The organism is Salinibacterium sp. SWN139, assembly GCF_015864625.1.
Lineage (GTDB): Bacteria > Actinomycetota > Actinomycetes > Actinomycetales > Microbacteriaceae > Rhodoglobus.
Genome location: NZ_JADYWV010000003.1, coordinates 196,346 through 221,286 on the forward strand (window position 1 = coordinate 196,346; position 24,941 = coordinate 221,286).

26 protein-coding genes are annotated in these 24,941 nt (G+C 61.6%); 9 read left to right on the plus strand and 17 right to left on the minus strand.

What is annotated here, in order from left to right:
- Window positions 1–60 precede the first annotated feature (60 nt).
- Both I6E74_RS10885 and I6E74_RS10890 read right to left on the minus strand, forming a co-directional pair.
- Window positions 61–648, minus strand: coding sequence for a DUF6264 family protein (locus I6E74_RS10885; RefSeq protein ID WP_197125620.1), 588 nt, complete (start codon window positions 646–648; stop codon window positions 61–63).
- Between the two features lie 5 nt (window positions 649–653).
- Complete coding sequence (locus I6E74_RS10890; RefSeq protein ID WP_197126363.1) at window positions 654–1,700, minus strand: 4-hydroxy-3-methylbut-2-enyl diphosphate reductase; 1,047 nt, start codon at window positions 1,698–1,700, stop codon at window positions 654–656.
- Between the two features lie 135 nt (window positions 1,701–1,835).
- Between I6E74_RS10890 and xseA the strand changes: the two genes are divergently transcribed.
- Genes xseA through I6E74_RS10915 form a run of 5 tightly spaced genes read left to right on the plus strand, consistent with a single transcriptional unit; the run spans window position 1,836 to window position 6,060 of the window.
- Window positions 1,836–3,056 (plus strand): exodeoxyribonuclease VII large subunit, encoded by a 1,221-nt coding sequence (xseA, locus tag I6E74_RS10895; protein ID WP_197125622.1) that lies wholly within the window; start codon window positions 1,836–1,838, stop codon window positions 3,054–3,056.
- A gap of 19 nt (window positions 3,057–3,075) precedes the next feature.
- The gene (locus I6E74_RS10900) at window positions 3,076–3,324 is read left to right on the plus strand and encodes an exodeoxyribonuclease VII small subunit (protein ID WP_197125623.1); all 249 of its coding nucleotides are present in this window, start codon (window positions 3,076–3,078) and stop codon (window positions 3,322–3,324) included.
- A complete protein-coding gene (locus tag I6E74_RS10905; RefSeq protein WP_197125625.1) occupies window positions 3,324–3,971 on the plus strand; it encodes a DUF4245 domain-containing protein in 648 nt (215 codons plus the stop codon). The genes I6E74_RS10900 and I6E74_RS10905 overlap by 1 nt, the downstream gene beginning before the upstream one ends.
- Window positions 3,968–4,609 (plus strand): carbonic anhydrase, encoded by a 642-nt coding sequence (locus I6E74_RS10910; RefSeq protein ID WP_197125627.1) that lies wholly within the window; start codon window positions 3,968–3,970, stop codon window positions 4,607–4,609. The genes I6E74_RS10905 and I6E74_RS10910 overlap by 4 nt, the downstream gene beginning before the upstream one ends.
- 53 nt (window positions 4,610–4,662) lie before the next feature.
- Window positions 4,663–6,060 (plus strand): class II fumarate hydratase, encoded by a 1,398-nt coding sequence (locus tag I6E74_RS10915; protein WP_197125629.1) that lies wholly within the window; start codon window positions 4,663–4,665, stop codon window positions 6,058–6,060.
- Here I6E74_RS10915 and I6E74_RS10920 read toward each other — a convergent pair.
- The 3 genes from I6E74_RS10920 to I6E74_RS10930 all read right to left on the minus strand — a co-directional run bounded on the left by I6E74_RS10920 (window position 6,057) and on the right by I6E74_RS10930 (window position 9,267).
- The gene (locus tag I6E74_RS10920; protein ID WP_197125630.1) at window positions 6,057–6,824 is read right to left on the minus strand and encodes a fumarate hydratase; all 768 of its coding nucleotides are present in this window, start codon (window positions 6,822–6,824) and stop codon (window positions 6,057–6,059) included. The two genes, I6E74_RS10915 and I6E74_RS10920, sit on opposite strands and share 4 nt — an antisense overlap.
- Before the next feature lie 107 nt (window positions 6,825–6,931).
- The gene (locus tag I6E74_RS10925; RefSeq protein WP_374189223.1) at window positions 6,932–8,305 is read right to left on the minus strand and encodes a PhoH family protein; all 1,374 of its coding nucleotides are present in this window, start codon (window positions 8,303–8,305) and stop codon (window positions 6,932–6,934) included.
- 176 nt (window positions 8,306–8,481) lie between these two features.
- A complete protein-coding gene (locus I6E74_RS10930; RefSeq protein WP_197125634.1) occupies window positions 8,482–9,267 on the minus strand; it encodes an isoprenyl transferase in 786 nt (261 codons plus the stop codon).
- Window positions 9,268–9,330: 63 nt separating this feature from the next.
- Between I6E74_RS10930 and I6E74_RS10935 the strand changes: the two genes are divergently transcribed.
- Window positions 9,331–10,080 carry a hemolysin III family protein gene (locus I6E74_RS10935; protein WP_197125636.1) on the plus strand — a complete coding sequence of 250 codons (750 nt, stop codon included), beginning with the start codon at window positions 9,331–9,333 and terminating at the stop codon, window positions 10,078–10,080.
- Here I6E74_RS10935 and I6E74_RS10940 read toward each other — a convergent pair.
- Window positions 10,061–10,405: a hypothetical protein gene (locus I6E74_RS10940; RefSeq protein WP_197125638.1), complete on the minus strand. Its 345-nt coding sequence runs from the start codon at window positions 10,403–10,405 to the stop codon at window positions 10,061–10,063. The genes I6E74_RS10935 and I6E74_RS10940 overlap by 20 nt on opposite strands.
- Window positions 10,406–10,501: 96 nt before the next feature.
- On the opposite strand from I6E74_RS10940, the gene I6E74_RS10945 reads away from it, so the two are divergent.
- Together I6E74_RS10945 and greA are read left to right on the plus strand one after the other, a co-directional pair.
- Window positions 10,502–10,957: a DUF4307 domain-containing protein gene (locus tag I6E74_RS10945; protein ID WP_307784459.1), complete on the plus strand. Its 456-nt coding sequence runs from the start codon at window positions 10,502–10,504 to the stop codon at window positions 10,955–10,957.
- 67 nt (window positions 10,958–11,024) lie between these two features.
- A complete protein-coding gene (gene greA, locus I6E74_RS10950) occupies window positions 11,025–11,516 on the plus strand; it encodes a transcription elongation factor GreA (RefSeq protein ID WP_197125640.1) in 492 nt (163 codons plus the stop codon).
- 69 nt (window positions 11,517–11,585) lie between these two features.
- Here the strand turns inward: greA and ilvA are convergent, their stop codons facing one another.
- From ilvA to I6E74_RS10980, 6 genes are all read right to left on the minus strand, one after another.
- On the minus strand, window positions 11,586–12,824 hold the full coding sequence (gene ilvA / locus I6E74_RS10955; RefSeq protein WP_374189222.1) for a threonine ammonia-lyase: 1,239 nt from the start codon (window positions 12,822–12,824) through the stop codon (window positions 11,586–11,588).
- On the minus strand, window positions 12,814–13,980 hold the full coding sequence (locus I6E74_RS10960) for an AI-2E family transporter (RefSeq protein ID WP_307784460.1): 1,167 nt from the start codon (window positions 13,978–13,980) through the stop codon (window positions 12,814–12,816). Before I6E74_RS10960 ends, ilvA begins: the two co-directional genes overlap by 11 nt.
- 63 nt (window positions 13,981–14,043) lie before the next feature.
- On the minus strand, window positions 14,044–15,132 hold the full coding sequence (locus tag I6E74_RS10965) for an ABC transporter ATP-binding protein (protein ID WP_197125642.1): 1,089 nt from the start codon (window positions 15,130–15,132) through the stop codon (window positions 14,044–14,046).
- Complete coding sequence (locus I6E74_RS10970; protein WP_307784461.1) at window positions 15,129–15,950, minus strand: ABC transporter permease subunit; 822 nt, start codon at window positions 15,948–15,950, stop codon at window positions 15,129–15,131. Before I6E74_RS10970 ends, I6E74_RS10965 begins: the two co-directional genes overlap by 4 nt.
- Window positions 15,947–16,819: an ABC transporter permease gene (locus I6E74_RS10975; protein ID WP_307784462.1), complete on the minus strand. Its 873-nt coding sequence runs from the start codon at window positions 16,817–16,819 to the stop codon at window positions 15,947–15,949. The genes I6E74_RS10970 and I6E74_RS10975 overlap by 4 nt, the downstream gene beginning before the upstream one ends.
- A 94-nt stretch (window positions 16,820–16,913) precedes the next feature.
- The gene (locus I6E74_RS10980; protein ID WP_197125644.1) at window positions 16,914–18,026 is read right to left on the minus strand and encodes an ABC transporter substrate-binding protein; all 1,113 of its coding nucleotides are present in this window, start codon (window positions 18,024–18,026) and stop codon (window positions 16,914–16,916) included.
- A 205-nt stretch (window positions 18,027–18,231) separates the two neighbouring features.
- Between I6E74_RS10980 and I6E74_RS10985 the strand changes: the two genes are divergently transcribed.
- On the plus strand, window positions 18,232–19,464 hold the full coding sequence (locus I6E74_RS10985) for a winged helix-turn-helix domain-containing protein (protein WP_197125645.1): 1,233 nt from the start codon (window positions 18,232–18,234) through the stop codon (window positions 19,462–19,464).
- Here I6E74_RS10985 and I6E74_RS10990 read toward each other — a convergent pair.
- The 5 genes from I6E74_RS10990 to I6E74_RS11010 form a co-directional block, all read right to left on the minus strand.
- Complete coding sequence (locus tag I6E74_RS10990) at window positions 19,461–20,345, minus strand: M48 family metalloprotease (protein WP_197125646.1); 885 nt, start codon at window positions 20,343–20,345, stop codon at window positions 19,461–19,463. The genes I6E74_RS10985 and I6E74_RS10990 overlap by 4 nt on opposite strands.
- Before the next feature lie 38 nt (window positions 20,346–20,383).
- Entirely contained in the window at window positions 20,384–20,950 is a 567-nt protein-coding gene (locus I6E74_RS10995) for a LemA family protein (protein ID WP_197107474.1), read from the minus strand.
- Between the two features lie 92 nt (window positions 20,951–21,042).
- On the minus strand, window positions 21,043–22,185 hold the full coding sequence (locus tag I6E74_RS11000) for an FAD-dependent monooxygenase (protein ID WP_197125647.1): 1,143 nt from the start codon (window positions 22,183–22,185) through the stop codon (window positions 21,043–21,045).
- 62 nt (window positions 22,186–22,247) lie between these two features.
- Window positions 22,248–23,615 carry a D-arabinono-1,4-lactone oxidase gene (locus I6E74_RS11005; RefSeq protein ID WP_374221059.1) on the minus strand — a complete coding sequence of 456 codons (1,368 nt, stop codon included), beginning with the start codon at window positions 23,613–23,615 and terminating at the stop codon, window positions 22,248–22,250.
- Window positions 23,612–24,838 (minus strand): amino acid deaminase/aldolase, encoded by a 1,227-nt coding sequence (locus I6E74_RS11010; RefSeq protein ID WP_197125649.1) that lies wholly within the window; start codon window positions 24,836–24,838, stop codon window positions 23,612–23,614. Before I6E74_RS11010 ends, I6E74_RS11005 begins: the two co-directional genes overlap by 4 nt.
- Window positions 24,839–24,941 lie beyond the last annotated feature (103 nt).

Below are 24,941 nucleotides of genomic sequence, written 5' to 3' on the forward strand. Positions count from 1 at the left end.
AACGAATAGGGGCTGGCCTTCGGGGCAGCCCCTATTTGTCGTTAACGGCAGCTGATGCGATTACTGCAGGCTCTCGACGTAAGCAATGAACCCGGGATCGCTGAGCACGGCAACGAAGATCGCGACCATGAGCGCTATCCCGGCGATGCTCGCCCCGATGATGGGAATCCAGAAGGCGATTCGTTTGCGCTGAATTTGCAGCAACGCGAAGATAATCGTGAGCACGAGGGCGGCTACGCGAACGATGTTGGCTACGCCTCCGGCGTCGCTCGCGAGGGCGTCTGACGTGAAGTCGCCCATGCCCTGAGCGGCGAGGCCCTCCCGCAATACTGGGCCAAGGTTCGCCACCGTGCCGAACGTGTTGATGATGTCCACGACGCCAAAGAGCAACAGGGTTGCGGTGAGAAAGACGTCCCACAGGCGATATTTGCGCTCGGGGGCTGCGGTGGATGTGCCGTGACCGGTAAGACCGGCCGCTGCACCGCGCTGATACTGCGCGTTCAGCGAAGAATCGGGCATGATCGGCGGCAACGTCGCGCCCGGACCAGCCGGTGATTCGACCGTAGGTTCCTCACTCGTGCCTTCGGGTGCTGCAGGAGGCAACGGTGCATACTCGCCGTATTGGGGGCGTGGGCGCGGGTCAGTCATGAACTCTATTGCCAATCAAGTTTGCGATTGCGGCCACCGAGGCCGCGCTCATCGGGGTTGCCTGCAGCGTCGGTGCGCAGTTCTTTGGGCAGCGAAAACATGAGGTCTTCCTCGGCGGTGACGACGGTGGAGACATCGCCGTAGCCTGCTTCTGCGAGGTCAGCCAGCACTTCTTGAACCAAAACTTCGGGAACGGATGCTCCGCTCGTGACGCCAACAGTGGCGACACCGTCCAGCCACTCTTGCTTGATTTCGCTCGCGTAATCGACCCGGTATGCAGCCTTGGCGCCGTACTCAAGAGCGACATCCACAAGGCGGACCGTGTTGGAGCTGTTGGCGCTGCCAACCACAATCACGAGTTCAGCGTCTTCGGCGACCTTCTTGATGGCAACCTGACGGTTCTGCGTGGCGTAACAAATGTCGTCGCTCGGCGGGTCTTGCAGAGTGGGGAAACGTTCGCGCAGCAGGCGAACCGTCTCCATCGTTTCGTCGACACTCAATGTGGTCTGCGAAAGCCAGACGAGGTTGTCGGTGTTTTTCACCACGATGTTGGGCACATCGGCGGGGCTGTTGACGAGGATGGTGCGCTCGGGCGCGTGGCCCATCGTGCCTTCAACCTCTTCGTGGCCATCGTGGCCGATGAGCAAGATTTGGTAGTTGTCGCGGGCGAAGCGAGTCGCTTCGCGGTGAACTTTGGTAACGAGGGGGCAGGTGGCGTCGATCGCGTGCAGCTCGCGGTCGGAGGCTCCTTTAACAACAGCCGGCGAGACACCGTGGGCCGAAAAGACAACGGTTGATCCCTCGGGGATCTCGTCGACCCCATCCACAAAGATTGCTCCCTGTGCTTCGAGCGTTGTTACAACATGAATGTTGTGAACGATCTGCTTGCGGACATAGACCGGAGCGCCGTAGTTAGCGAGCGCCTTTTCGACAGCAATGACAGCGCGGTCGACTCCCGCGCAATAGCCACGCGGGGCCGCCAAGACGACGCGTTTTGCGCCCGCGACCGGCAAATTTTTCAATTGCTCTCGGCGTGCGGGCATCGGGGGCATCGCTAGCGCTTGGGCGCTTCCGTTAGAAATGGTGCTCACTTGGGTGATTCTACCGAACACCGCTGCACGAACGCCGAACGGAGAGCAGTATCAGCGGCATCCTCTACCCTGTAATCAGAAGCTTGAGGAGGCTAGGTGACGATCACAGAGGCACCGCCCACCGTCGATACTCCGTGGCCAGTGTCGGTGCTGTCGCACAAGATCCGCGGCTGGATCGAGCGGCTCGGCACAGCGTGGGTCGAAGGCGAAATTACCCAGTGGGGTGGTTCGGGCGGCAACATCTACGGCAAGCTCAAAGACCTTGAAGTGGATGCCACCATCTCGTTCACCATTTGGTCGTCGGTGCGCACCAAACTGCCCACCGATCTCAAGCAGGGCGATCGCGTTGTCGCGCTCGTCAAACCCAACTACTGGGTCAAGGGTGGCACCCTCACGATGCAGGTGCTCGAGATGCGCCACGTCGGGCTCGGCGACTTACTCGAAAAACTTGAACTGCTGCGCCAGAAATTGCGCGCCGAGGGTCTCTTCGAGCACAAAAAGCCCCTCCCCTTCTTGCCGAACTGCATCGGGCTTGTCACGGCGAAAGACAGCGACGCTGAAAAGGATGTCATTCGCAACGCTCAGTTGCGCTGGCCCGCCGTGAAGTTCCGTACGGCCCACGCCGCAGTGCAGGGTGAGCGCGCCGTCTCTGAGGTTTCGCAGGGCATCCGAGAATTGGACGCCGATCCCGAGGTCGATGTCATCATCGTCGCCCGCGGTGGTGGCGATTTTCAGAATCTGCTCGTGTTCAGCGATGAATCCTTAGTGCGAACCGCAGCGGCCTGCGTTACTCCGCTGGTGTCGGCGATTGGGCACGAGAACGATCGACCGCTGCTTGACGAGGTTGCTGATTTGCGGGCATCCACCCCCACCGATGCGGCAAAGCGAGTCGTTCCGGATGTCGCTGAAGAGTTGAGTCGAGTGCAGCAGGCACGCTCCGGCATGCGGCTGCGCATCACCCAGCGGCTCAGTTATGAGGGCGATCGTTTAGAAGCGCTCCGCACCCGCCCGGTGCTAGCGAACCCGGTGTCGCTTGTCGACGCGCACGCCGATGAGCTTTCGCGTTACGTCTCGCGCAGCAACGAGCTGGTGGAGCGCGCGATTGAGAAAGCGCACGCCGGGGTCACCGAGCTGACGGGCCACTTGCGAGCTCTCTCCCCTCAACGCACGCTGCAGCGCGGCTATGCCATCGCGCAGCTGCCAGATGGCACTGCCGTGCGTTCCACTTCTGATGCCCCCGACGGCACCGAGCTCCTGCTCACCGTTGCCGACGGCAAGATTTCCACCACCGTCACCGGCCAGCCGTCTGACAACTAGAGAACAGTAGAATTACATCGTGGCTACCCCCAACGAAACCCCCGTCAGCGAGCTCAGTTATGAAGAAGCTCGGGATGAGCTCATTGCTGTAGTCAACGAGCTCGAGCAGGGCTCGGCAACGCTCGAACAATCGTTGGCGTTCTGGGAACGCGGCGAAGCTCTCGCCCAGCGTTGCGAAGAGTGGCTTATCGGCGCCCGCGCCCGCCTCGATGCTGCCCGCAGCGGCGGCACTGCTGATGGCGCTGCTGACGCGAGCACCGACCACTAATGGCTAAGAGCACCGAACCGCGCATCGTCGCCGAGCTGGGTCGCCCCGAAACTCCCGAAGAGACTTTCGCGCGCAAGGCAGAGAACTCGCGCAAGCACCGCGCCAACCAGACGCTCCTCAATTTGGTCGGCGCCACTGTGGCATCCCTCGTTGTCGTGTTGTTTCTTGTGCTTGTTGTTGTTCGCCCTAGCGAAGAAACCCCTGTGGTCGCCGATTACCAGACGATCGCCGCAGATGCCCAGACCGATGCGAGCGAACCACTTCTTGCTCCCTCCCTGCCGGAGTCCTGGTACGCCAACTCGGCGCGATTGGGAACCACATCATCGGTGCAGACCTGGTACATCGGACTCGTTACGCCATCCACTGACACTTCGGGGGCACAGTTCATCGCACTTGAACAGGGCATCGAAGCGAACCCCACCTGGGTCGGAATCGTGACGGATGGCGCGCTCGCTACCGGCACGATCGTGATCGACGGCATCGAATGGACGGTTTACGATCGCCGCTCTGATTCCGACACCGGAAACTATGCCTACGCGCTCTCGGCGGAGCTCGCGGGCAGCACTGTTGTTTTGCATGGAACCGCCGCAGATTCCGAGTTTGAACTACTTGCGGCGTCCATCGCCGCCGATGTGGAGACACCATGACGAATCCCCCCAAAACACCTGCCCAGGTCTGGAACGAAATGTCGCGCGGCAATGAACGATTCGTTGCTGGCGCACCGGCGCATCCCCGTCAAGATGTCGAACGTCGCACCGAACTGGCCAATGCTCAAGCCCCGCACGCCGCGCTGTTCGGCTGCAGCGACTCCCGCCTCGCGGCTGAAATCATTTTCGACAAAGGCCTCGGAGATCTCTTCGTCGTTCGAAACGCGGGTCAGGTCATCTCCAGCTCCGTCGTGGGCTCCCTCGAATATGCGGTGAGCGTGCTCAACGTGCCGCTGATTCTCGTTCTCGGCCACGACGAGTGCGGTGCTGTTGCTGCTGCTATCGAATCCCAGACAGCGGATGCTCCCGCGCTGCCCCCACACATCCAATCGTTGATTTCAAAAATTGTGCCCGCCGTTCGTCGCGTTGCGGGCAGCGAATCAGGCACGGTAACGATTGATGAGATCAACGCCTACGACGTTGGACGCATTCATTTGCGCGCCACCATTCTTGAACTCATGAATGCGTCAGAACTCATCAGTGATGCGGTCGCCGCAGGTACCCTTGCAGTAGTAGGCGCGAACTACCGTTTGCTTGAGGGTCGGGCTGTCCCCGACCTCGTTATCGGCACGGTTTAGCGCCCTCCACCACGTCTCACCCAATTCGCTCGCAAACAAAGGATTACAACGCTGTGACGAGTTCCACCGAATACCGCATCGAACACGACACCATGGGCGAGGTTCGCGTGCCCAAGGATGCCCTCTACGGCGCTCAGACACAGCGCGCAGTAGAGAACTTTCCCATCTCGGGCACTGGCCTCGAGCCCGCACAGATCGTCGCTCTCGCCCGCGTCAAGCGTGCCGCCGCAATCGCCAACAGCGAACTCGGCAAGCTCGACCCCGCCATCGCGGATGCCATTGTGGGCGCTGCAGACCAGATCATCGATGGTCAGTTCCACAATCAGTTCCCGGTAGACACGTACCAGACCGGCAGCGGCACCTCCTCGAACATGAACATGAACGAAGTTCTTGCTCGACTCGCCACCGACTCGCTCGGCAGTGCCGTTCACCCCAATGACCACGTGAACGCATCACAGTCGTCGAATGACGTGTTCCCTACCTCGGTGCACCTTGCCGTGACCGGTGCGCTCATCGGTGACCTCATCCCGTCGCTTGAACACCTCGCTGCAGCCCTCGATGTGAAGGCCGAACTGTGGAAGGGTGCTGTCAAGGCTGGCCGCACCCACCTCATGGATGCCACTCCCGTGACCCTTGGCCAAGAATTTGCCGGCTACGCCCGCCAGATTCGTCTCGGCATCGCCCGCATCCAGTCGGCAATCCCCCGCGTCGCAGAGGTTCCCCTCGGCGGCACCGCCGTGGGCACCGGAATCAACACTCCGCTCGGCTTCCCGCAGCGCGTGATCGAGATCCTCGCCGAGAACTCCGGCCTGCCGATCACCGAAGCCGAAGACCACTTCGAAGCTCAAGGTGCTCGCGATTCGCTTGTTGAAGCGTCTGGGGCACTTCGCGTTATCGCAGTCTCCGTCACTAAGATTTGCAACGACCTCCGTTGGATGGGCTCCGGCCCCAACACCGGCCTCGGCGAACTGCAGATTCCCGACCTCCAGCCCGGCTCCTCGATCATGCCCGGCAAAGTCAACCCCGTCATCCCTGAAGCCGTGCTCATGGTGTGCGCTCGCGTTATCGGCAACGATGCGACCATCGCCTGGGGCGGAGCATCCGGAGCCTTCGAACTCAACGTTGCAATCCCCGTCATGGGAACGTCGCTGCTCGAGTCGAGCCGCCTGCTCTCGAACTCGTTGCGCGCCCTCGCCGACAAGACCGTTGACGGTCTCGAAGCGAACCTCGAGCGTGCTCTGGCTCTCGCAGAATCATCGCCGTCGATCGTGACGCCGCTGAACAAGATCATCGGGTACGAAGCAGCTTCCAAAATCGCCAAGCACGCTGTTGCACAGTCAATCACCGTGCGTGAATCCGTGATTGACCTCGGCTTTGTCGAGCGTGGCGAAGTCACGCTCGAACAGTTGGATGCCGCCCTCGACGTTCTGTCGATGACGACGCCTGGCTAACTACCTGTTTGCACCAGCGTGAGGGGCGTTCCGTCGAGACTTTCGACGGAACGCTCTCCTATTACGTCCTTCAACGTGATCGGAATGAGAACTGAGCCGGTGAGGTCTTCACCGAGCGGGCATGCTTCAGCGTTGTCAGGCTTTGACCCATCGCTCGGCGTGGGCAAGCCGTACTGAACAGCGATTTGCACGCTCTCGGGCCCCTCAACAACGACAACCCGACGAGGAACGCACAGCAGCGGGCCACGCACATGAATCAAGACATCAGCTCGACCAATCGTCGAATCTGTATCGTCGGGCTCACTGCCGATGTAGCCCGGAATATTCGTGGTACCGAGCCGCGAAAATGGTTCGAGGTCGAGCAAATACAGCGGCGCCGCCTCATCGTCGTTCACCGGGAGATAATTCTCGATCGGCACTTCAACGAGGGTAGAATCAGGCGACTTCGCGGGTTGGAACGTGCGGTACACAAACAACGGTGCTGGCGACCCCCACGTCTGTTCGAGAACGCTGACATGCGCGGCTTCTTGCGGGGTGCGTGAGGTAGTAGCGATCACGGCGAACACCACTATGAGCAGGGCGAGCCCGAGCGCAATGCCAGCGATGAGTTGGCGGGAGGCATAGGCGGCCCCACCTGGTTCTGAGGAGTGGGCATTAGCTACCGACCACGAAAAAAGACTCCGCCATTGGTTTCGGGGTGCGAGTATCGCCCACACCGCGGCAACCCCAAGGGGAACTGCCAAAAACCACCACACCGAGCCCACGAGAAAACCCTACGTTGTCTGAGCACGGCCCGCTGACGCTCACGCGGCGTGCTCAGACTTTGTCAGCCAATCGTCAGACGAGCTAAGCCGTAAGGCGACCTTGTTCGTTAGGCGATGTCGTTACCTTCCAAAAGCTCGGTGACAAGAGCGGCGATAGCGGAACGTTCCGAGCGCGTGAGTGTGATGTGCCCAAAGAGGGAATGGCCCTTGAGGGTTTCAATCACCGAAGCGACGCCATCGTGACGTCCGACGCGGAGGTTGTCGCGCTGCGCCACATCGTGAGTTAACACGACACGCGAGTTCTGACCGATGCGACTAAGCACTGTCAACAAGACATTTCGTTCAAGCGACTGCGCCTCATCCACGATCACAAACGCATCGTGAAGCGAACGACCACGGATGTGAGTGAGCGGAAGCACCTCGAGCAGTCCCCGATCAAGCACTTCCTCAAGAACATTTTCCGAGACAACGGAGCCGAGAGTGTCGAACACTGCCTGCGCCCACGGGTTCATCTTCTCGGCCGCATCGCCGGGAAGATAGCCCAACTCCTGGCCACCGACGGCGTAGAGCGGACGAAACACCATGATCTTGCGGTGCTGCTGTTTCTCCAGCACCGCTTCGAGACCGGCGCAGAGGGCAAGGGCAGACTTTCCTGTACCGGCACTTCCCCCGAGCGAGACGATGCCCAGTTCGGGATCGAGAAGCATCTCGATAGCCAGTCGCTGCTCGGCGCTGCGGCCATGCAATCCGAAGATTTCTCGATCACCACGAACGAGCGACATCGTGCCGCGGGCTGTTACTCGCGCCAAGGCCGAACCTCGTTCGGAAGTGACCACAAGCCCGGTGTTGATGGGCAGATCTCCCACCGCACGCGTCTGCAAACGCTCCTTGTCGTAGAGCTCGGCGACTTGATCGCCGCTGAGTTCAATCTCAGCTTGACCAGTCCAGCCCGAGTCCACCGCGAGCTCAGCGCGGTACTCCTCGGCCGCGAGACCGATGGATGCCGCCTTCACCCGCAGGGGAAGATCTTTCGAGACCACCGTGACATCCAGCCCCTCGTTGGCGAGGTTGAGCGCAACAGCGAGGATTCGCGAATCGTTATCGCCCAACTGCAGCCCGGAAGGAAGCACCGACATGTTGGAGTGGTTGAGCTCGACACGCAGCGTGCCGCCGTCATCGCCCACCGAGATGGGAAAGTCGAGGCGCTCATGCTTGACGCGCATCTCGTCAAGACTGCGCAGCGCTTGCCTGGCGAAGTACCCAATCTCGGGGTCGTTGCGCTTGGCTTCGAGTTCGGTGATGACCACGACGGGCAGAACAACATTGTGTTCAGCGAACCGCTTGATCGAGCTCGGGTCGGAGAGCAAAACAGAAGTATCGAGCACGTACGTGCGCTCGGCTTGTCGTGGGGCCCGCCCTCCCGCCTTCGACGTGGTGATCGTGGTCTTGGGGGTTGCTAGGTCGGCCAACGTGCACTCCATCCCCGAGTGCGAGCACTCGGATCCAGTCTGCGAAGACGGCCAGTACTTTACGAAAACGAACTTACGTGGCCGTCTCGATCAGGCGCCATACCTGATGGATTGAACGCTAAACCCGTCACGCAATCTGGGCGCAGCGACACGCCACAAGACACCATCGCGTCACATTTCGTTCGTGGCTAGGCGCCGAAGCGGCGGTTACGCCGCGAGAAATCACGAAGGGCGCGCAAGAAATCGACCTCGCGAAGATCGGGGCCCAACGCTTCCATGAAGTACAGCTCGCTGTGGGCAGATTGCCACAGCATGAAGTCGCTAATGCGCTGCTCCCCCGAGGTACGGATGACGAGGTCGGGGTCTGGCTGGCCCTTGGTGTAAAGGTGCTCACCAATGAGCTCCGGGGTGAGAAGCTCAGCGAGAGCGTCAAGGCTGTGGCCCTCATCGCTGTGGTTGCGCACGATACGGCGCATGGCTTCAGCGATTTCGTGGCGTCCGCCGTAGCCGATGGCGAGGTTCACGTGCAGGCCGGTGTTGTCTGCGGTGCGCTCGTGAGCGCCCTTGAGTTGGGCTTTGAGCTGCTCGGGAAGGCCAGCATCCGATCCCACATGTTGAACGCGCCAGTCACGAAAGTGCGACAGATCTTCGGCAAGATCGCCAATGATCGTGAACAGCTCGTTCAACTCTTCGGGAGATCGACTGGTGAGATTGTCGGTCGAGAGCAGGTAGAGCGTCGCCACTGAAATATCGAGGTCGTCGCACCAGACCAGAAACTCTCGATACTTGGCCGCGCCGGCGCGATGACCGTGGGCTGCCGTCTCAAGATCCTTCAATTTGGCCCAACGCCGGTTGCCATCGATAATCATGGCTACGTGGCGCGGCAATTGCTGGCCCTCTAGCTGGCGCCGCAGTTTTTTCTGGTAAAGACCGTAAAGAAAACCGCGACCTAATGCAGACTGTCGCTTACTCACGGGACTACGTTAGACCACTGCGGCACTGAACAAGTGAATCTACGTCAGGCGTAAACTGTGAGCATGAACCAAGATGCCGCCGATCTCGCTGCTGCAGCGGCCGTTGAGAAGGAAGACGCATCGCGCCTTCCCGAGCTTCCGTTCGTCGATGATGTGATGACGAGCGACCCGGCCGACAAGAAACCGACGTGGCGCGGTTGGATCCACGCCGGCACGTTCCCGCTGGCAATCGTGCTCGGCGTCATCCTGCTGATCATGGCCGATGGCACCGCTGCCAAGGTCAGCTCAGCGGTCTTCGTAGCGTCGTCGCTCATGCTGTTCGGTATTTCTGCCCTGTACCACCGCTTCAACTGGAGCGAGAAGACGCGGATGATGCTGAAGCGCTTCGATCACTCCAACATCTTCTTGCTGATTGCCGGTTCGTATACCCCGATCACGGTTCTGGCGCTTCCGCCCGAGAAGGCCACCATTCTGCTCTGGATCGTGTGGAGCGGTGCCGCTCTCGGCATTGGCTTCCGTATCTTCTGGGTGGGGGCCCCGCGCTGGCTCTACGTTCCCCTGTATGTGTTGCTTGGCTGGGGCGCGATGATGTTCATCGTCGACTTCTTCCAAGCCAACTGGATCATGATGACCCTCATTTTGGCTGGCGGATTGTTCTACACCGTTGGCGCTGTTATCTACGGTCTCAAGCGACCGAATCCCGTGCCCGGAGTGTTCGGGTTCCACGAGATCTTTCACACGCTGACGCTACTGGCGTTCCTCTGCCACTGGGTCGGCATCTTCCTCGTGGCGACTAATCCGCCCGTTGTGTAGGCGCAGCATCATCAGCATCGCCAGCATCAGCGGCACCATCGGCGTCAACATCGGTGAGACCATCGGTCTCGCCGGCGGCCGCAGCCTGCTCGGCCTGAATCGTTTCTTGGGCGAGCGCGCGGTAGCGAACGCGACGCACGCGACGGTTCATGTCCATGACGATCAACAACGTGGCCACCGCGACGAACAGGATGCCAATAAAGCCGAGCACGCCGGGAGTGACCAAGTTGGGGTCGCCCTCGTAGGCCGGGTACAGGGTCGGTTCGGGGCTGGGAGTAGCCGTCCAGAGAATCGCGCTGGTTGCGAGCGAAGTGAAAGAAATCAACTGTTGTCCTCTGGGATGTTCACTCCATGATTTCATCATGCGAGTTTGCGAATAACCTTGCAGTAATAAGAATACCGTCGCGAGAAGGAGCACCGCGTGCCCGAAGCCCCCAGTAACGCCACTGGCACCGCTGACAGCGCCGCATCCGGCACCGTTGCAGCCACTGATTTGGATGCCCGCTATGGCCGCAGCCCGAAAGCGAAGCGCAACAATCGGATGATTGTGGTCGCCGTGGCCGTAGCCTTCGTTGCGGTCTTCACAGCCTGGCTCGTCTGGGGTGGCCTGCTGGAATCGCCCGCCCAGTTCGAGGCGAAAGACACCGGCTACGAGCTCATTGATGACACTGCGGTCGAAGTGCGGTGGCAACTCAACGTTGCCGAGAACCAAGATGCTCGCTGTGCAGTGCAGGCCCTCAACTCCACTTTTGCCATCATCGGCTGGAAAGTCGTCGACGTTCCCGGGGGCGATCAGCGCAATCGGGAGTTGAGCACCACTGTTCGCACCACCGAACAAGCAGTGTCAGGCTTGATCTACCGGTGCTGGCTCACCTAGGCTGTAGCAAATCATCTCGAAACCGGTCGTCTTCGGCCGGTTTCTCTTTTGTATAGGGAGAAGCACAGTGGCTGCACAAAACGATGTCACGTGGTTGACCCAGGAGGCGTTCGATCGTCGCACCGCCGAACTGGAACAACTTACGGGCGAAGCACGGTACGAAATTGCCAAGAAGATTGAGGCTGCGCGGGAAGAAGGCGACCTCAAAGAGAACGGTGGCTACCACGCTGCCAAGGAGGAGCAGGGCAAGATTGAGGCCCGCATCCGCGTTCTCACCCAGCTTCTTCGCCATGCCGTAGTCGGCGATGTTCAAGACGACGACGGTGTTGTTGAGCCCGGCATTCTTGTTACCGCCAACATTATGGGCGACGAGAGCGTATTTCTGCTCGGCAGCCGCGAGATCGTCGCCGACGATAGCGACCTCGATGTCTACAGCGAGAAAAGCCCGCTCGGTATGGCGATCAACGGTCTCAAAGTCGGCGAATCGACCACCTACACGGCACCCAACGGCAAGTCGATCACGGTAGAGGTCACCAAGATCGCTACCTACTCGGGCTAAGCCTTTCTGGCTGGGCCTTTCGGGCTCGGGCTTTCGGGCTGGGGCCTGCTGGCACCAGCCAACTTCGGTTTAGAAGTCGACCTGAGGGTCAAATCCTTCGTCTCTGAGCCGCGCGAGCACTGACTCCGCGTGCTCAGGGCCACGGGTTTCGATGTGCAGTTCGAGTTGAACCTGACTGAACTGCACTTTGTTGTTGTGTCTGCTGTGCAGCACCTCAACAACGTTGGCGTTCGCTTCGGCAACGAGCGCCGAGATGCGCGCCAATTGACCGGGGCGGTCAGGCAGCGGGATCCGCAAACGCAAATAGCGTTCGGATGCCGAGAGGCCGTGACTGATGATGCGTTCCATCATCATGGGGTCGATGTTGCCACCGCTCAGCAACACCACGGTGTTGCCGCTTGGTGAGATCTTGCCTGCCAAGATAGCGGCGACTCCAACGGCACCAGCCGGCTCGACGACCTGTTTGGCACGCTCGAGAAGAACGAGCACCGCATACGCGATTTGGTCGTCGGAAACGGTGACAACCTCATCCACCAGATCGCGGACCATGGTGAAGTTGAGCACACCGGGGCGACTGACGGCGATGCCGTCAGCGATCGTGGGAGTGGTGCGCACTTCGACGATTTCACCCTTCGCGAGCGATGGAGTGTACGCAGAGGCATTGGCTGCCTGAACCCCGATGACGCGTACGTTGCGGCCTTCGAGCCGGGCACGCTGCTTGATCGCGCCGGCAACACCGGAGACGAGTCCACCGCCACCGATGGGAACAATAATCGTGTCGACCTGGGGCACCTGATCGAACACTTCGAGAGCGAGAGTGCCTTGACCGGCCACCACATCTTCATGATCGAAGGGATGAATGAGCACGGCACCGGTCTCTTCTGAGAAACGGGCGGCCGCACGCAACGGCTCTTCGACCGTGTGACCGCGCAGCACGACCTCGGCACCGTAATCTCGCGTGGCCTGCAGTTTCGGCAGGGGCACGCCTACGGGCATGAAAATGGTCGACTTGATGCCCAGCTCGCGGGCGGCGAAAGCGACGCCCTGGGCGTGGTTTCCGGCCGAGGCGGCCACGACTCCGCGCGCCTTCTCCTCCTCGGAGAGCCCCGCGAGACGGTTGTAGGCGCCACGCAGCTTGAAGGAGCCAGTGCGCTGAAGGTTTTCACACTTCAGAAAGACGGGTGATCCCAAAATTTCCGCGAGAAAACGCGAGGTCTGCATGGGGGTGACATCGGCAACTTCTGCGACCCGTTCACGTGCTGCTTCGTAGTCAGCGAGCGTGGGGCCGGGCATCCGGTTATTTACCATTACCGAGCACGTCCGTGATCGTGGGCCGACCATTGAGACGCCAATCGCCGCTGGCTATGTATTTGGTCATGACATTGACGACCGCGACCAGCGGCACGGCAAACAGTGCGCCGGGGATGCCTGCCACGAATGAGCCAGCGGCTACCGCGAACACGACGGCGAGGGGATGAACCTTCACGGCCGTGCCCATCACGAGCGGCTGGAGAATATGACCTTCAAGCTGTTGAACAAGCAAAACGATTCCCAACATGATCACGGCAGGGAGCGGACCCAAGAAGACGAGGGCGATGAACACCGCGAGCGCCCCCGTTACGAGTGCACCCACGACGGGGATAAACGAACCTAAGAACACGGCGACAGCGATGGGGATGACGAGCGGGAAACCACCGTAGAACAAACCGAGGATCCACGCACCGACGCCGATGCCGATCGCATCCACTGCAGCCACAAAAATTTGCACCTTCACGAAAGTGGTGAGGGTGAGCCAACCAGCAACACCGGCACCGTCAACCGCGCTGCGGGCTTTGCGCGGGAAGAGCCGAACCGTCCACGCCCAGATGCTCTTTCCGTCGACGAGCACGAAGATGGTGGCGAACAGGCTCAACAACGCCCCGGTGAGCACGTGACCGGCGGTGGACCCGACCGAGAGGATGCCCGAGACGAGAGCTTGTGAGTCGCGTTGAACCACGTCGATTATCTCGGTGAGATAGCCGTCGAGGTCTTGGTCGCTGAGCTGCAGCGGGGAGTTGCGCAGAAACTCGCGGAGGTTGTCGTAGGCGGTGGCCGACTGCGTTTGAAGAGCGGGAAGCCCGGAACGGACTTGGCCTACAACGACCACAACCAGACCACTGACGACGGCAAAGAATCCGATCAGAACTACGGTGACGGCAAGCCAGCGCGGCCACTTGATGCGAACCAAGAAACCAACGACGGGGACGAGTAGCGCTCCGATAAGAATCGCGATCAGGAACGGAATCACGATGTACTTGAGCGTGATGACTAAATAAATGAGAACTGCAACCACGGCGAGCACAACGAGCATGCGCCACGAATAGGCAGCAGCTATCGAAAGCCCGGCGGGAACCTCAGCCGCGTCTGTTGTACTGGCGCGTGACGGGATCCGACTGTCTGGGTTATTACGTCGACCGAATATCACGTGCCTATCTTAGTTGTGCCAGAGTGCGCGCTTGCTGCGCCTCGAAGTGGTCGCGCGTGGCCGCTACTTCTTCACCTTGGGAGGCAGCGCGCTCACGGGTGCACCCTTAAGACGCACCGTAACGGCCTCACCGGGCAGAGGATGCCGCTCCACCTCATGCTGAATAGCGACGACCGTGTCGTCGAAGAGTCGTACGCGCGTGCGGCGCAAGGAGCCCAAGAAGCTCGACGAGATAACCGTGCCGGCGATGCCGTCGGCGGTCAGGGCGATGTCCTCCGGGCGAACGAGCGCGATGACGGGACCATCGGGCATGGGGTCGCCGAGAAGGTTGAGGCTGCAGCCGTGGAGCGTGACTTGGCCGTCGACGAGTTCGGCGGGCATCCGGTTGCTGAGGCCGACAAAGTCGGCGACGAAGGCATTGGCGGGGGTTGCGTAGAGCTCTTCTGGCGTGCCAATTTGCTCGATACGACCGTCACGCATGACGGCAACACGGTCGGCGACAGCGAGCGCCTCTTCTTGGTCGTGAGTCACGAAGACGGTCGTGATGCCGAGTTCGGTTTGCAGGCGACGAATCTCTTCGCGCAGCTGCACCCGCACCTTGGCATCGAGCGCGCTGAGCGGCTCATCAAGCAGAAGAACGCGGGGGCGGGTGACAAGCGCGCGGGCTAGGGCGACACGTTGCTGTTGGCCGCCCGAGAGCTGGTGGGCGAAACGGTCCTGATGCTTCGTGAGGCCGACCATATCGAGCGTTTCGAGAGCGCGTTCGCGGCGACGAGCTGCGGCAACCTTGCGCATCTTGAGGCCGAACTCCACGTTCTCGAGCACTGTCATGTGCGGGAACAGCGAGTAAGCCTGAAAGACCATCCCGATGTCGCGCTTATTCGTGGGAGTGTCGGCGACATCCACACCATCGATCACGATGCGACCGCTATCGATGCTCTCAAGCCCGGAGATGCTGCGGAGCGCGGTGGTCTTGCCGCAACCCGAAGGCCCGAGCAGCGCAACGAGTTCGCCGGGGGCAACTTCGAGGTCGATGCTGTTGAGCGCAGTGTGCCCGGCGAACGCTTTGACGACGGCACTGAGCTGAACTGTTGCTCCTGCGGTCGGCGTGTGGGTGGCGGTGGGGCCCGTCATAGTAAACGTGGCGGTCATGATTTTCTCCTAGAAGGCGTTGCTGATCCGAGGCGGCCAATGATCAGCAGCAAGATGAAAGCGAGGGCAAGGGCGGCGAGCGCAAAGATCACAGCAACCCAGGGGTCAGATTGCGAGACCTGAAGCAGCGCGGTTTGCAGGTTGCGACGATTGAGCAGGCTCGCAATGGTGAACTCGCCAAGCACGACCGCGATCGAGATAAAGGATGCCGCGAGCACTCCCCGGCGCAGGTTCGGCAGCAGGATCGTCCACAGCACTGTCAGCCAGCCTGCGCCGAGCGTGCTGGCCGCTTCGCTGAGGGTCTTCACGGGGATCGCATCGAGGTTGCCCTGAATGGCGCGATAGGCATACGGCAACACCGTGATGCCGTAAGCGAAGGCGAGAGTCCAGGTGGAGCCGCCGAGCACTTGCACGACCACCGAATAGACCGGGGCGAGACCCACGACCAGCACAATGGCGGGCACCGTGATGGGAATGATGCAGATGAATTCGAGGGTGCGCTTGAGGCGCGGAAACTGCATGTGCACGAGCACCATCGTGGGCAACAGCAGCACAAGCACGATGCCGACGGTGACGGCAGCAAGAACGAGTGAGTTCTCAATTGCTTCGTAGAGACCGCGATAGGTGCGGGCACTGTCTTCGCTGAAGAGACCCGTCCAGTGGCTCGTCGTGTAATCGCCCGCAAGACCGTTACGGAAGGTGAACTCGATCATCGCGATGACCGGGATGAGGAAGATCGCGCCGATGATGCCCAGGATGAGACGGCGGGTGAGGGCGCTCGGTTCGGCCCCAATGCGCACGGCCTGATTCGCGGTCACTTTTGCCACCGCGAGGTGCGGGACTGCAGCACGGAGTACGCCCACATGACGACGACCATGACCACGATCATCCCGAGCGCAAGGGCGCCCGCCATGTTTTCGCGGCCGAGAACGGTCTCGCTGACGAGCGCGGCGCGGATCTGCAGCGGCACGATTTGCGAACCCTGGCTGATGAGCGCGGCGGCCGTGGCGAACGAGGAGAAGGCATTGGCGAAGAGCAGCAGCAGCGAGCCGAGGAACGCCGGCGCAAGCACGGGAGCCGCGATGTAGCGCCAGTAGGCGAAGCGGGTGCCGCCAAGCGTGGCACTGGCTTCGGCCCATTGCGGGCGAAGCGCCGTGAGCGCGGGCAAGAACGTGATCACCATGAGGGGAACCTGAAAGTAGACGTAGGGAAGGATGAGGCCTGGCACCTGGTAGAGCCAGACGCCATCCGCATAAATGTCGACGCCGAAGGTGTCGCGCAGGATGACGGTGATGAGCCCCTGCACACCGATCGTGGCGATGAACGCGAAGGCAAGCATCACGCCACCGAACTGGGCGAGCACGCTGGCTGCCGATTCGATGATGGTGCGCAGCAGACCGCCGACCTTGGTGCCGAGCATCGCGTAGCAAATGAGAGCACCGACGACGGCACCGATGACGGCCGAGACTCCGGAGAGCCAGAAGGAACTACCGAAGGTGGCGAGGATGGTCGGGGTGAACAGCCCGGTGACGTTATCGAGCGTCAGCGAGCCGTCGTCGGAGAAGAAGCCCGTGACCACCGCGAGGATGGTCGGCAGGGCGAGGAAGATCAGAACGTAGGCCGCGAACGGCGTTAGCCCCGCATAAGCGAGGCGACGACGCCGGTTCGACGGCTTGACCAGGACCACCCGGGGATGGTGCCGAGCGGACTGCTCGACACCATCCTGTGCGGGCGCTGGCGCGGTGGCTAGCGACACGATGTATTACGAAGCGGAAAGGGCGTTAGCCGATTGCCGCGGTCCACTTCTCGGCCAGGATGCCAGCGTTCAGCTCTGCCTGCTCGGGGGTGGGGGTGACGAGCTCGCCTTCGAGAGCACCGAGGGCGTCGAGTGCTGCGGTGTCGACGGTTCCGGCATCCTGCAGTGCCTGAATCGTGACGGGGTACGCGCCACCAACGATGAAGAGGTTCTGCGCTTCAGGGCTGTAGAGGAATTCTTGCCAGAGACGAGCAGCCGCGGGGTGCGGAGCATCGATGCTGATGGCCTGGTTGTAGAAGCTCGTGTAGACAGCACCGGGAAGAGTCGTGACCTTCCAGCCGTCAACTGTTGCTGCCGCAGCGAGGTTGTTGTAGCTCCAGTCGAAGGCAACCTTGGTCTCGCCGGCAGCAATGGTTGCTCCCGTGACGTTGACCGGGATGAAGTTGCCCGCGTCGTTGAGTTCTTCGAAGAACTCGATTCCGGGGGTGAAGTCATCGAGGGTTCCACCACTGTGAACCGTGGCGAGTCCGACAGCAGCGAAAGCGGCTCCGGCCTGCGTGGGGTCACCGTTCAGCGCAACAGCGCCGCGGTAGTCAGCGCTGAGCAGGTCATCGAGGCTCGTGGGCTCGGGAACCGAGTTGGAGTCATAGCCGATCGACATGCTGCCGGTGTAGTCGTTGACCCAGAGGCCGGTTGCTTCCTTGTTGCCCTCGGGAATTTCATCCCAGTTAGCAACCATGTAGGGAGCAAAGTAGTCGAGGCTGTCGAGCGTGACAGCGGTTCCGAGGTCGAAGACGTCAGGAGCGGTGTCCTGGCCTTTGAGGTTGTCAGCAGCGGCGATTTCTTCGGCGCTAGAAACGTCGGGGTCAGCCGAGTTGACGATGATGTCGTACTTCTCTTCAAAGAGAGCCTTGATCTCGCCGTAGTTTGCCCAGTTGTCGGGAAGGGCGATCACGTTGAGCTCTCCTTCAGCCTGCGCGGCTGCGATAAGAGCGTCCATTCCACCAAAGTCTTCGGCGGTGGTGGCGGTCGATGCGTCAACATCGCCAGCAGGGGTCTCAGCGGTGCTGCAGGCACTGAGTGAGATCGCCGATGCTGCAACGAGTGCAACAGCGGCGAGGGTGCGCTTAGTGAACAAGACTTCCTCCAACGACCGTCGCAGCCGCCCGCGCTGTAAACGGGCAGAGGGTACCGAAACGATCCGGAGTTGACGGTACGCAGCCTGATGCGGCGTTCCCTTTCATCGTGGTAAACGAACGATGAACGACACAAACACAATTGCTCGGTGGAGCTGTTCGCCGCCCTAGCGAGTGGATGTCGCCGCCGCTCGGTAGAGTCGAGCCGTGGTCGATTCCCTCTCTGCAGCGCAAGCGCGCCGAGTGCTGCTCGCTGCCCAAGGGTTCGGGCGCGGCACCGCGACTGCGGCCAGCCCCGCGGGAACGCGACAGCTCAACCTGCTGTTTGACCGCATCCGGCTGCTGCAACTCGACTCGGTCAACGTGTTCGAGCGCAGTCACTACCAGCCGGTGTTCGCCCGTCTGGGGCACTACGACAAAGCAGCGCTCGATGCCCTGACGTTCCGTAAGCCCACACCGCGCAGCCCCGGCCGCTACGTCGAATACTGGGCGCACGAAGCCGCGCTCATTCCGCTCGAATCGTGGCCGCTGTGGCGCTGGAAGATGGAGTCGCTGCGCGAACGCGATGCCCAGCGCTACGAATGGGTGCGTGACAACCAGCCCATGCTGGAGTGGCTCCGCGAAGAACTCGCCACCACCGGCCCCGTCACTGCCCGCGAGATCGATCACGACGCCAACCGCCGCACCGGACCGTGGTGGGGCTGGTCCGACGTCAAGCAAGGCCTCGAGATGTTGTTCCGCTGGGGCGAAGTCGTCAGCGCCGGCCGCTCCCGCTTCGAGCGCACCTACGCGCTGACCGAGCACCTTATTCCCGCCGAGCTGCGCGAGCGCGAAGTGCCCCGCGCCGACGCGCATCGCGCCCTGGTTGCTGAGTCAGCACGGGCGCTGGGAGTCGGCACGGCATCCGACCTCGCCGACTACTTTCGGCTCAAAGGTGTCGACGTGCTCCCGGCCATCGCTGAGCTAGCGGATGCCGGCGAGCTGGTTCCCGTGACCGTGCGCGGTTGGGAGCAGCCCGCCTGGCTGCACCGGGATGCCCGCATCCCTCGCCGCATCGACCACGTCGCGCTGCTCTCGCCCTTCGACCCCGTGGTCTGGGACCGCAAGCGTGCCGAGCGCATGTTCGGCTTCCACTACCGCATCGAGATTTACACGCCCGAACCGAAACGTCAGTTCGGCTACTACTCACTGCCCGTGCTCGTGGATGACGCCCTCGTCGGCCGCATCGACCTCAAGACCGACCGCCAAGCGGGTGTGCTGCGCGTGCAATCCGCGTGGCACGAAGCCGGGCTCGACGCTCTGCCCGGCGGCACCGGTGCTCTCGCCGAACGCATCGTGCCGACCCTGCGCGAGATAGCCCACTGGCAAGGTATGGGTGAGATCGCCGTCACTGGCCGCGGCACCCTCTCCCCCGCTATCGAGGCAGAGTTGCAGCGCTAGAAGGTCGAACCGATTTCACCAAGGCGCTTCACGCGATCCGCAATCGGCGGGTGCGTGCTGAACATGCGGTCCATGATGCCCGGCTTCGTCGGATCCGAAATCCACATGTGGGCCATCGTCGAATTCTGCTTCACCATCGGCCGGCTGTAGTCGCCCAATTTCTGCAACGCGCTCGCTAGAGCATCCGGATGACGCGTCGTGAGCGCACCCGTTGCATCGGCCAAGTATTCGCGTTGACGCGAAATCGACGCCTGCACGGCCGCCGCGACAAGCGGCGAAATCACAAGCGCCGCAAGACCAACGATGATCATGATCGGGTTGCTGTTCTGGTTATTGCCGCGACCACCAAAGAGGGTGAAACGCAGTGCAATGTCCGAGATGAAACCGACCGCAACCACAAGGCCAAACACGATCATCGAAACGCGGATGTCGTAGTTGCGCACGTGACCGAGCTCGTGCGCCATGACGCCCTCGAGCTCGGCATCTGTCATGATGTCGAGCAAACCCGTCGTCGCAGCCACGATGGCGTGTTCTGGATCGCGCCCGGTAGCAAACGCGTTGGGTGCTGGATCATTGACGATGTAGACCTTCGGCATCGGCGTGCCGGTAGTGATCGCGAGGTTTTCGACAATGCGGTAAAGGCGCGGGTTGTCGGCCTTCTGAATCTGCACCGCGCCGCTCATCGCCACAGCCTCGCCGCTGGCAGCAAAGTACTGAATCAGCGTGAACACACCGGCACCAATGATCGTGCCGATCGTGATCGTCATCGGGTCGCCCCCCATCAGGAAGCTCAGCGCGTAGCCAAGAAAACCAATGATGATGACGAACAAGATGATGATCAGAACGGTGTTGCGCTTATTTTTCGCTATGGCGCGATACATCTAGAACATCCTGGTCACGCGGTTAGAAAGACGAAGAATTAGAACTGCACGCGCGGCGGCTCAGCGATGGATGCGGCATCCGCAACCTCGAAGAACTCACGCTCGTGGAAACCAAGGTTGCGCGCGAACAACGTGTTCGGGAAGATCTTGATCTTGGTGTTGAGCTCGCGCACCCCACCGTTGTAGAAGCGACGGCTGGCCTGAATCTTGTCTTCAGTGTCAACAAGTTCGCCCTGGAGCTGAAGGTAGTTCTGGCTGGCCTGCAGCTGCGGGTACGCCTCAGCGACGGCGAAGATGCTCTTGAGGGCAGACTGCATGTGGTTCTCGGCAGCAGCCGCATCGACGGGACCCTGAGCGTTCAACGACTCGGCGCGGGCCTTCGTGACGGCCTCAAAGACGCCCTTCTCGTGCGCGGCATACCCCTTGACCGTCTCGATAAGGTTCGGCAGCAGGTCAGCACGACGCTTGAGCTGCACCGTGATGTCGCTCCACGCTTCATCAACGCGCACGTTGAGCGTGACCAGCGAGTTATACGTCGACCACAGGTAGATGCCAACGATGACTGCGAGCAGGACGATTACGCCGATTACGATCAGGAATTCCATGCTTCAACTATAGAACGCGCTCCTGTGCCTCCACCGAGAAACTGAGCTGCTTGCGACCCCCAATAAAGGGCCGACACACCGCTCTACTCCGCCTATCTAAAGGTCTTCGTTCCCGTGATCGTGGAGGTGACAAACTTGCCAATCACCGGCGCTGTCAGCAGGGCGAGGCCCGCGCGGCGCTTCCAAAATTGAAACACGGTGTGCGGCAGAAAACCGTTCGCCGCCCGACGGCCAGCGGCCTGCTTATCGGCGACTACCGGCATCCATTCTTCTTCGTATTCGGCGAAGGATGCGCTGAGTTCTCGATCGCTCGAAATCTTCTCGGCTAAGAGCAATCCACCAGCGATCGCCAACGACGCTCCCTGCCCAGCAAGCAGCGAAACCGCTTGGCACGCATCGCCGGCGAAGACGACGCGGCCACGGCTCCACACGGGAAGCTCGATTTGGGCAACCTGGTCGTAGTAAATCTTGTCGGGCTCCGGGCACTTCTCGAGCGCCTCAGCAACGTCATCGCCCATCCCCGCGTAGGCAGAGCGAATGGCCGCACGCGTATCGGCCGGAAGCACCGTGTCATCCACGCGGTGGGCAGCGAAAAGCGCAACCTTGCCATCACGCAAACCGTAGAGGCCGACCATGCGATCCAACTCATCTGTCGACACGAGTGCGTCGCCGAGCTTGGCGTGAAGCCGCGGAGAGTCGAACGTGTATGCGCAGGTGTGCATGCCCAGCTGGCGATCGAACGCCGCCGAGTCACCAAAAAGATCATGCCGAACAGCCGAATGGATACCATCCGCCGCCACCACAATGTCTCCCGAAATGCGCGACCCATCGGCGAGCACGGCGGTGACGTAATCGGTGCGGTCTTCGACCGCCACCACGGCACTGCCGAGCCGCAGTTCAACGCTCTCGGGCAGAACGTCGAAAAGAGTTTGTTCGAGGTCTTGGCGCATCAGGCTCATCAACTTGCCGCCCTCATTGGCCGCCACAAGCTCATAATCAATTGCTTGGCTGCGACCGTTGGGGCGCACAAAGCGGGCCTCACTAATCGGATAGCGCAGTTCGCGCAGGCGCTCCAGAATGCCCATCTTCTCGGCGGCGTCATAGCCGGGCCCAAAGAAGTCGATCATGTAGCCCTGCGTGCGGCGCTCGGGAGCAGCCTCCAGGAGCACAACCTCCCACCCGCGTTCGGCCAGCTGACCGGCGACCGTGAGCCCAGCGATTCCTGCTCCACACACAATGGCTTTGATAATCGCGCCCTTTCTCGTACTGCTCGACTCGTGTCTTAAAGCGTGAGCCGCTACCGCCCCAACACTTGGCGCAGGTAGTCGTTCGCAAACACGCGACCAGGATCAAGCCGGTCGCGAATGCTCAAGAACTCATTGAAACCCGGATACGTCGCCGCGAGTGATTCGGCTTGCCGGTTATGCAATTTTCCCCAGTGAGGTCGCCCGTCGTGAGCCATCATGATCGCCTCCACCTCCCGAAAATACTCGGCCGGGTCTTCACGCCAATACCGGTGCACCGCGACATAGCCGGTGGCCCGCCCCGACGCGGTCGACAGCAGCAATGAGTCAGCAGCCGCCGAACGCACCTCGATCGGAAAGGAGACTTTCCACCGGCGATCAGCGATCAGCTTCTGGATGGCACGCACGGCATCCGGCACCGCCTCGATGGGCAGGGCATATTCCATTTCGCGAAAGCGTACGGTGCGATTGGTGACGAACACGCTGCTCGAGACATCGGCGAACTCGCGATTGCCCGAGAGTTTCACGGCAAGACGGTTGACCGGCGGAATGATCGCTGGCGCGGCCTTGCCCACCGCGCAGATTGTGCGGTACACCCCGTTGGCCATGAACTCGTCGTCGAACCAGTGCGAAAACTTCGTGAGTGGATACCGCGGCGCATCACCCGGTAGGCGCGTGTTGCTCTTGGTGAGAGCTGTGGTGGTGTGCGGCCAGACGTAGAACTCAAAGTGGTCAGTTTCGGCGCTGCGCTGCAGCCACTCATGCAGGACGGTGGCAGCGGGTTCTGGGCGCTCCACCGCGTGCAGCAAAAAGGTCGGCACGCACTCGATCGTGACATCGACGAGGATGCCGAGGGCGCCAAGCCCGAGGGCCGCAGCCGGGAGCAGCTCGGGGTTTTCGGTCGCGTTCACGCGCAGTAGGTCGCCCGCCGCGGTCACGAGGGTGATGCCGCGCACCTGAGTGGCGATGCCGCCAAAGCGCGCTCCGGTGCCGTGGGTGCCGGTGGAGATCGCGCCGGCGATCGTCTGGCGATCGATGTCGCCCATGTTGGCGAGGGCGAGCCCGAGCGGTTCGAGCAGAGCCGGAAGCTTGAAGAGATATGTGCCGGCACCGAGCGTGACGTGGGTGCCGTCCACCGCCATCACGCCGGCGAGTGCACCGACGTCGAGATGAACACCCTCGGTGGCCGCAATCGACGTGAAGCTATGGCCGGCACCCCAGGCCTTGATGGTTAGCCCGTTCTCGCGGGCGAAATTCACTGCCGCAGTGACCTCGTCGACGCTCTCCGGGCGAGCCGCGAACTCGGGACGCGAACGCTCAGAACGACCCCAATTGCGCCACTCGGAACCGGGACTCAGGGATGCCGGGGTTGGGCTCGAGGCGCGGCGCTCCGCTGGCGGCATCCACTCGGGAGTTGTCACAGGAACGCTTTGCCCTCGCCGCGGTAGGTCGGAACGGTATCCACGATGCGACCGTCAGCGACGACCGCGAACTCGTTGAGATGCTCAGACAGCTCGCCCGCTTTCGTATGGCGGAACCACACGCGGTCTCCGATCTGAAGGTGTTCGGCAGCGGGGCCCGTGAGCGGTGACTGCACTTCGCCGGCCCCCTCGCGCGGCACATACTTGAGACCTTCGGGCCACGTGGGCTGGGGCATCCGGTCGACGCCCGCTTCGCCCGAGGCAATCCAACCGCCACCGTGCACTGTCGCAATATCGAGGGAGTATTTGCGGTCGACCGCGAGCGCGAACGCTGCGGCCGGCGCCGGGGTGAAGTGGCTGTAGTTGTCGAAAAGGTGCGGGCCGAAGAGTCCGCTGCCCGCCGCGATTTCAGTGACCGCGGTGTCTTCGGCTGTGGACTCAAGCGAGCCTGTGCCGCCACCGTTCACGAATTCGAGTTCGGCAATCTCGCTGATCGAGGCGACAATCTCGCCCCGACGTTCGCGCAGCTCCTTGGCGGATGCCGTCTGCATGACATCGAGCAGGCGACCATAGGCGGCCTTATGCGGTGGGCGATTGCCGACTCCCGCAATCTGCGCTTCGTAGGCCATGATCCCGACGAGCGTGAAGCCGGGACGGTCGACGACCGTGCTGGCGAGCGTACGCGCTTGCGCCGCCGAGCGCACGGGAGAGCGGTGAGCACCGACGTGACCGAGCAGGGGCGACCGGAACGAGGCATCCACATCGATGCAGACGCGGATCGTTTCGCGGTGCTGCGGAGACACGACTGAATCAACGAAATCGAGGTGCTCAACCGAGTCGATCATGAGCGTGACGCGTTCGGCGAGCGCCGGGCTTGTTCCAAGCGCTGCGATGGCCGCGCGATCGACGGAGGGGTAGCCGACAACGACATCATCGATGGTCTCGGCCAGCCAGAGCGCCTCGGTGAGGGTGTACGCCAGAACGCCCCGGAATTCATCGAGTTCGAGCACAGCATCCATGACTTCACGGACCCGGATGGACTTGCTCGCGACCCGAATCGGCACTCCGGATGCTCGACGGATCATGTCGGCGGCATTGTGCGACAGCGCCTCGAGCGAGAGCACCCCATAGGGAGCATCGAGCGACAGCGTCGCATCGGAGAGCGACTGCCAATAGTCCTCGGGCGTGTGCCAGGGCGTTGCGGGGGTGCTGAGCAGCTTCACGGATTCCTTTGGGCCACGGCGGCGAGTATCACTGCACAGCGCGACCGGGGTGGGCAGCGGCACCGTGGTGGATCAACTTTCCCAGAACCGGGCGCGCAGCACA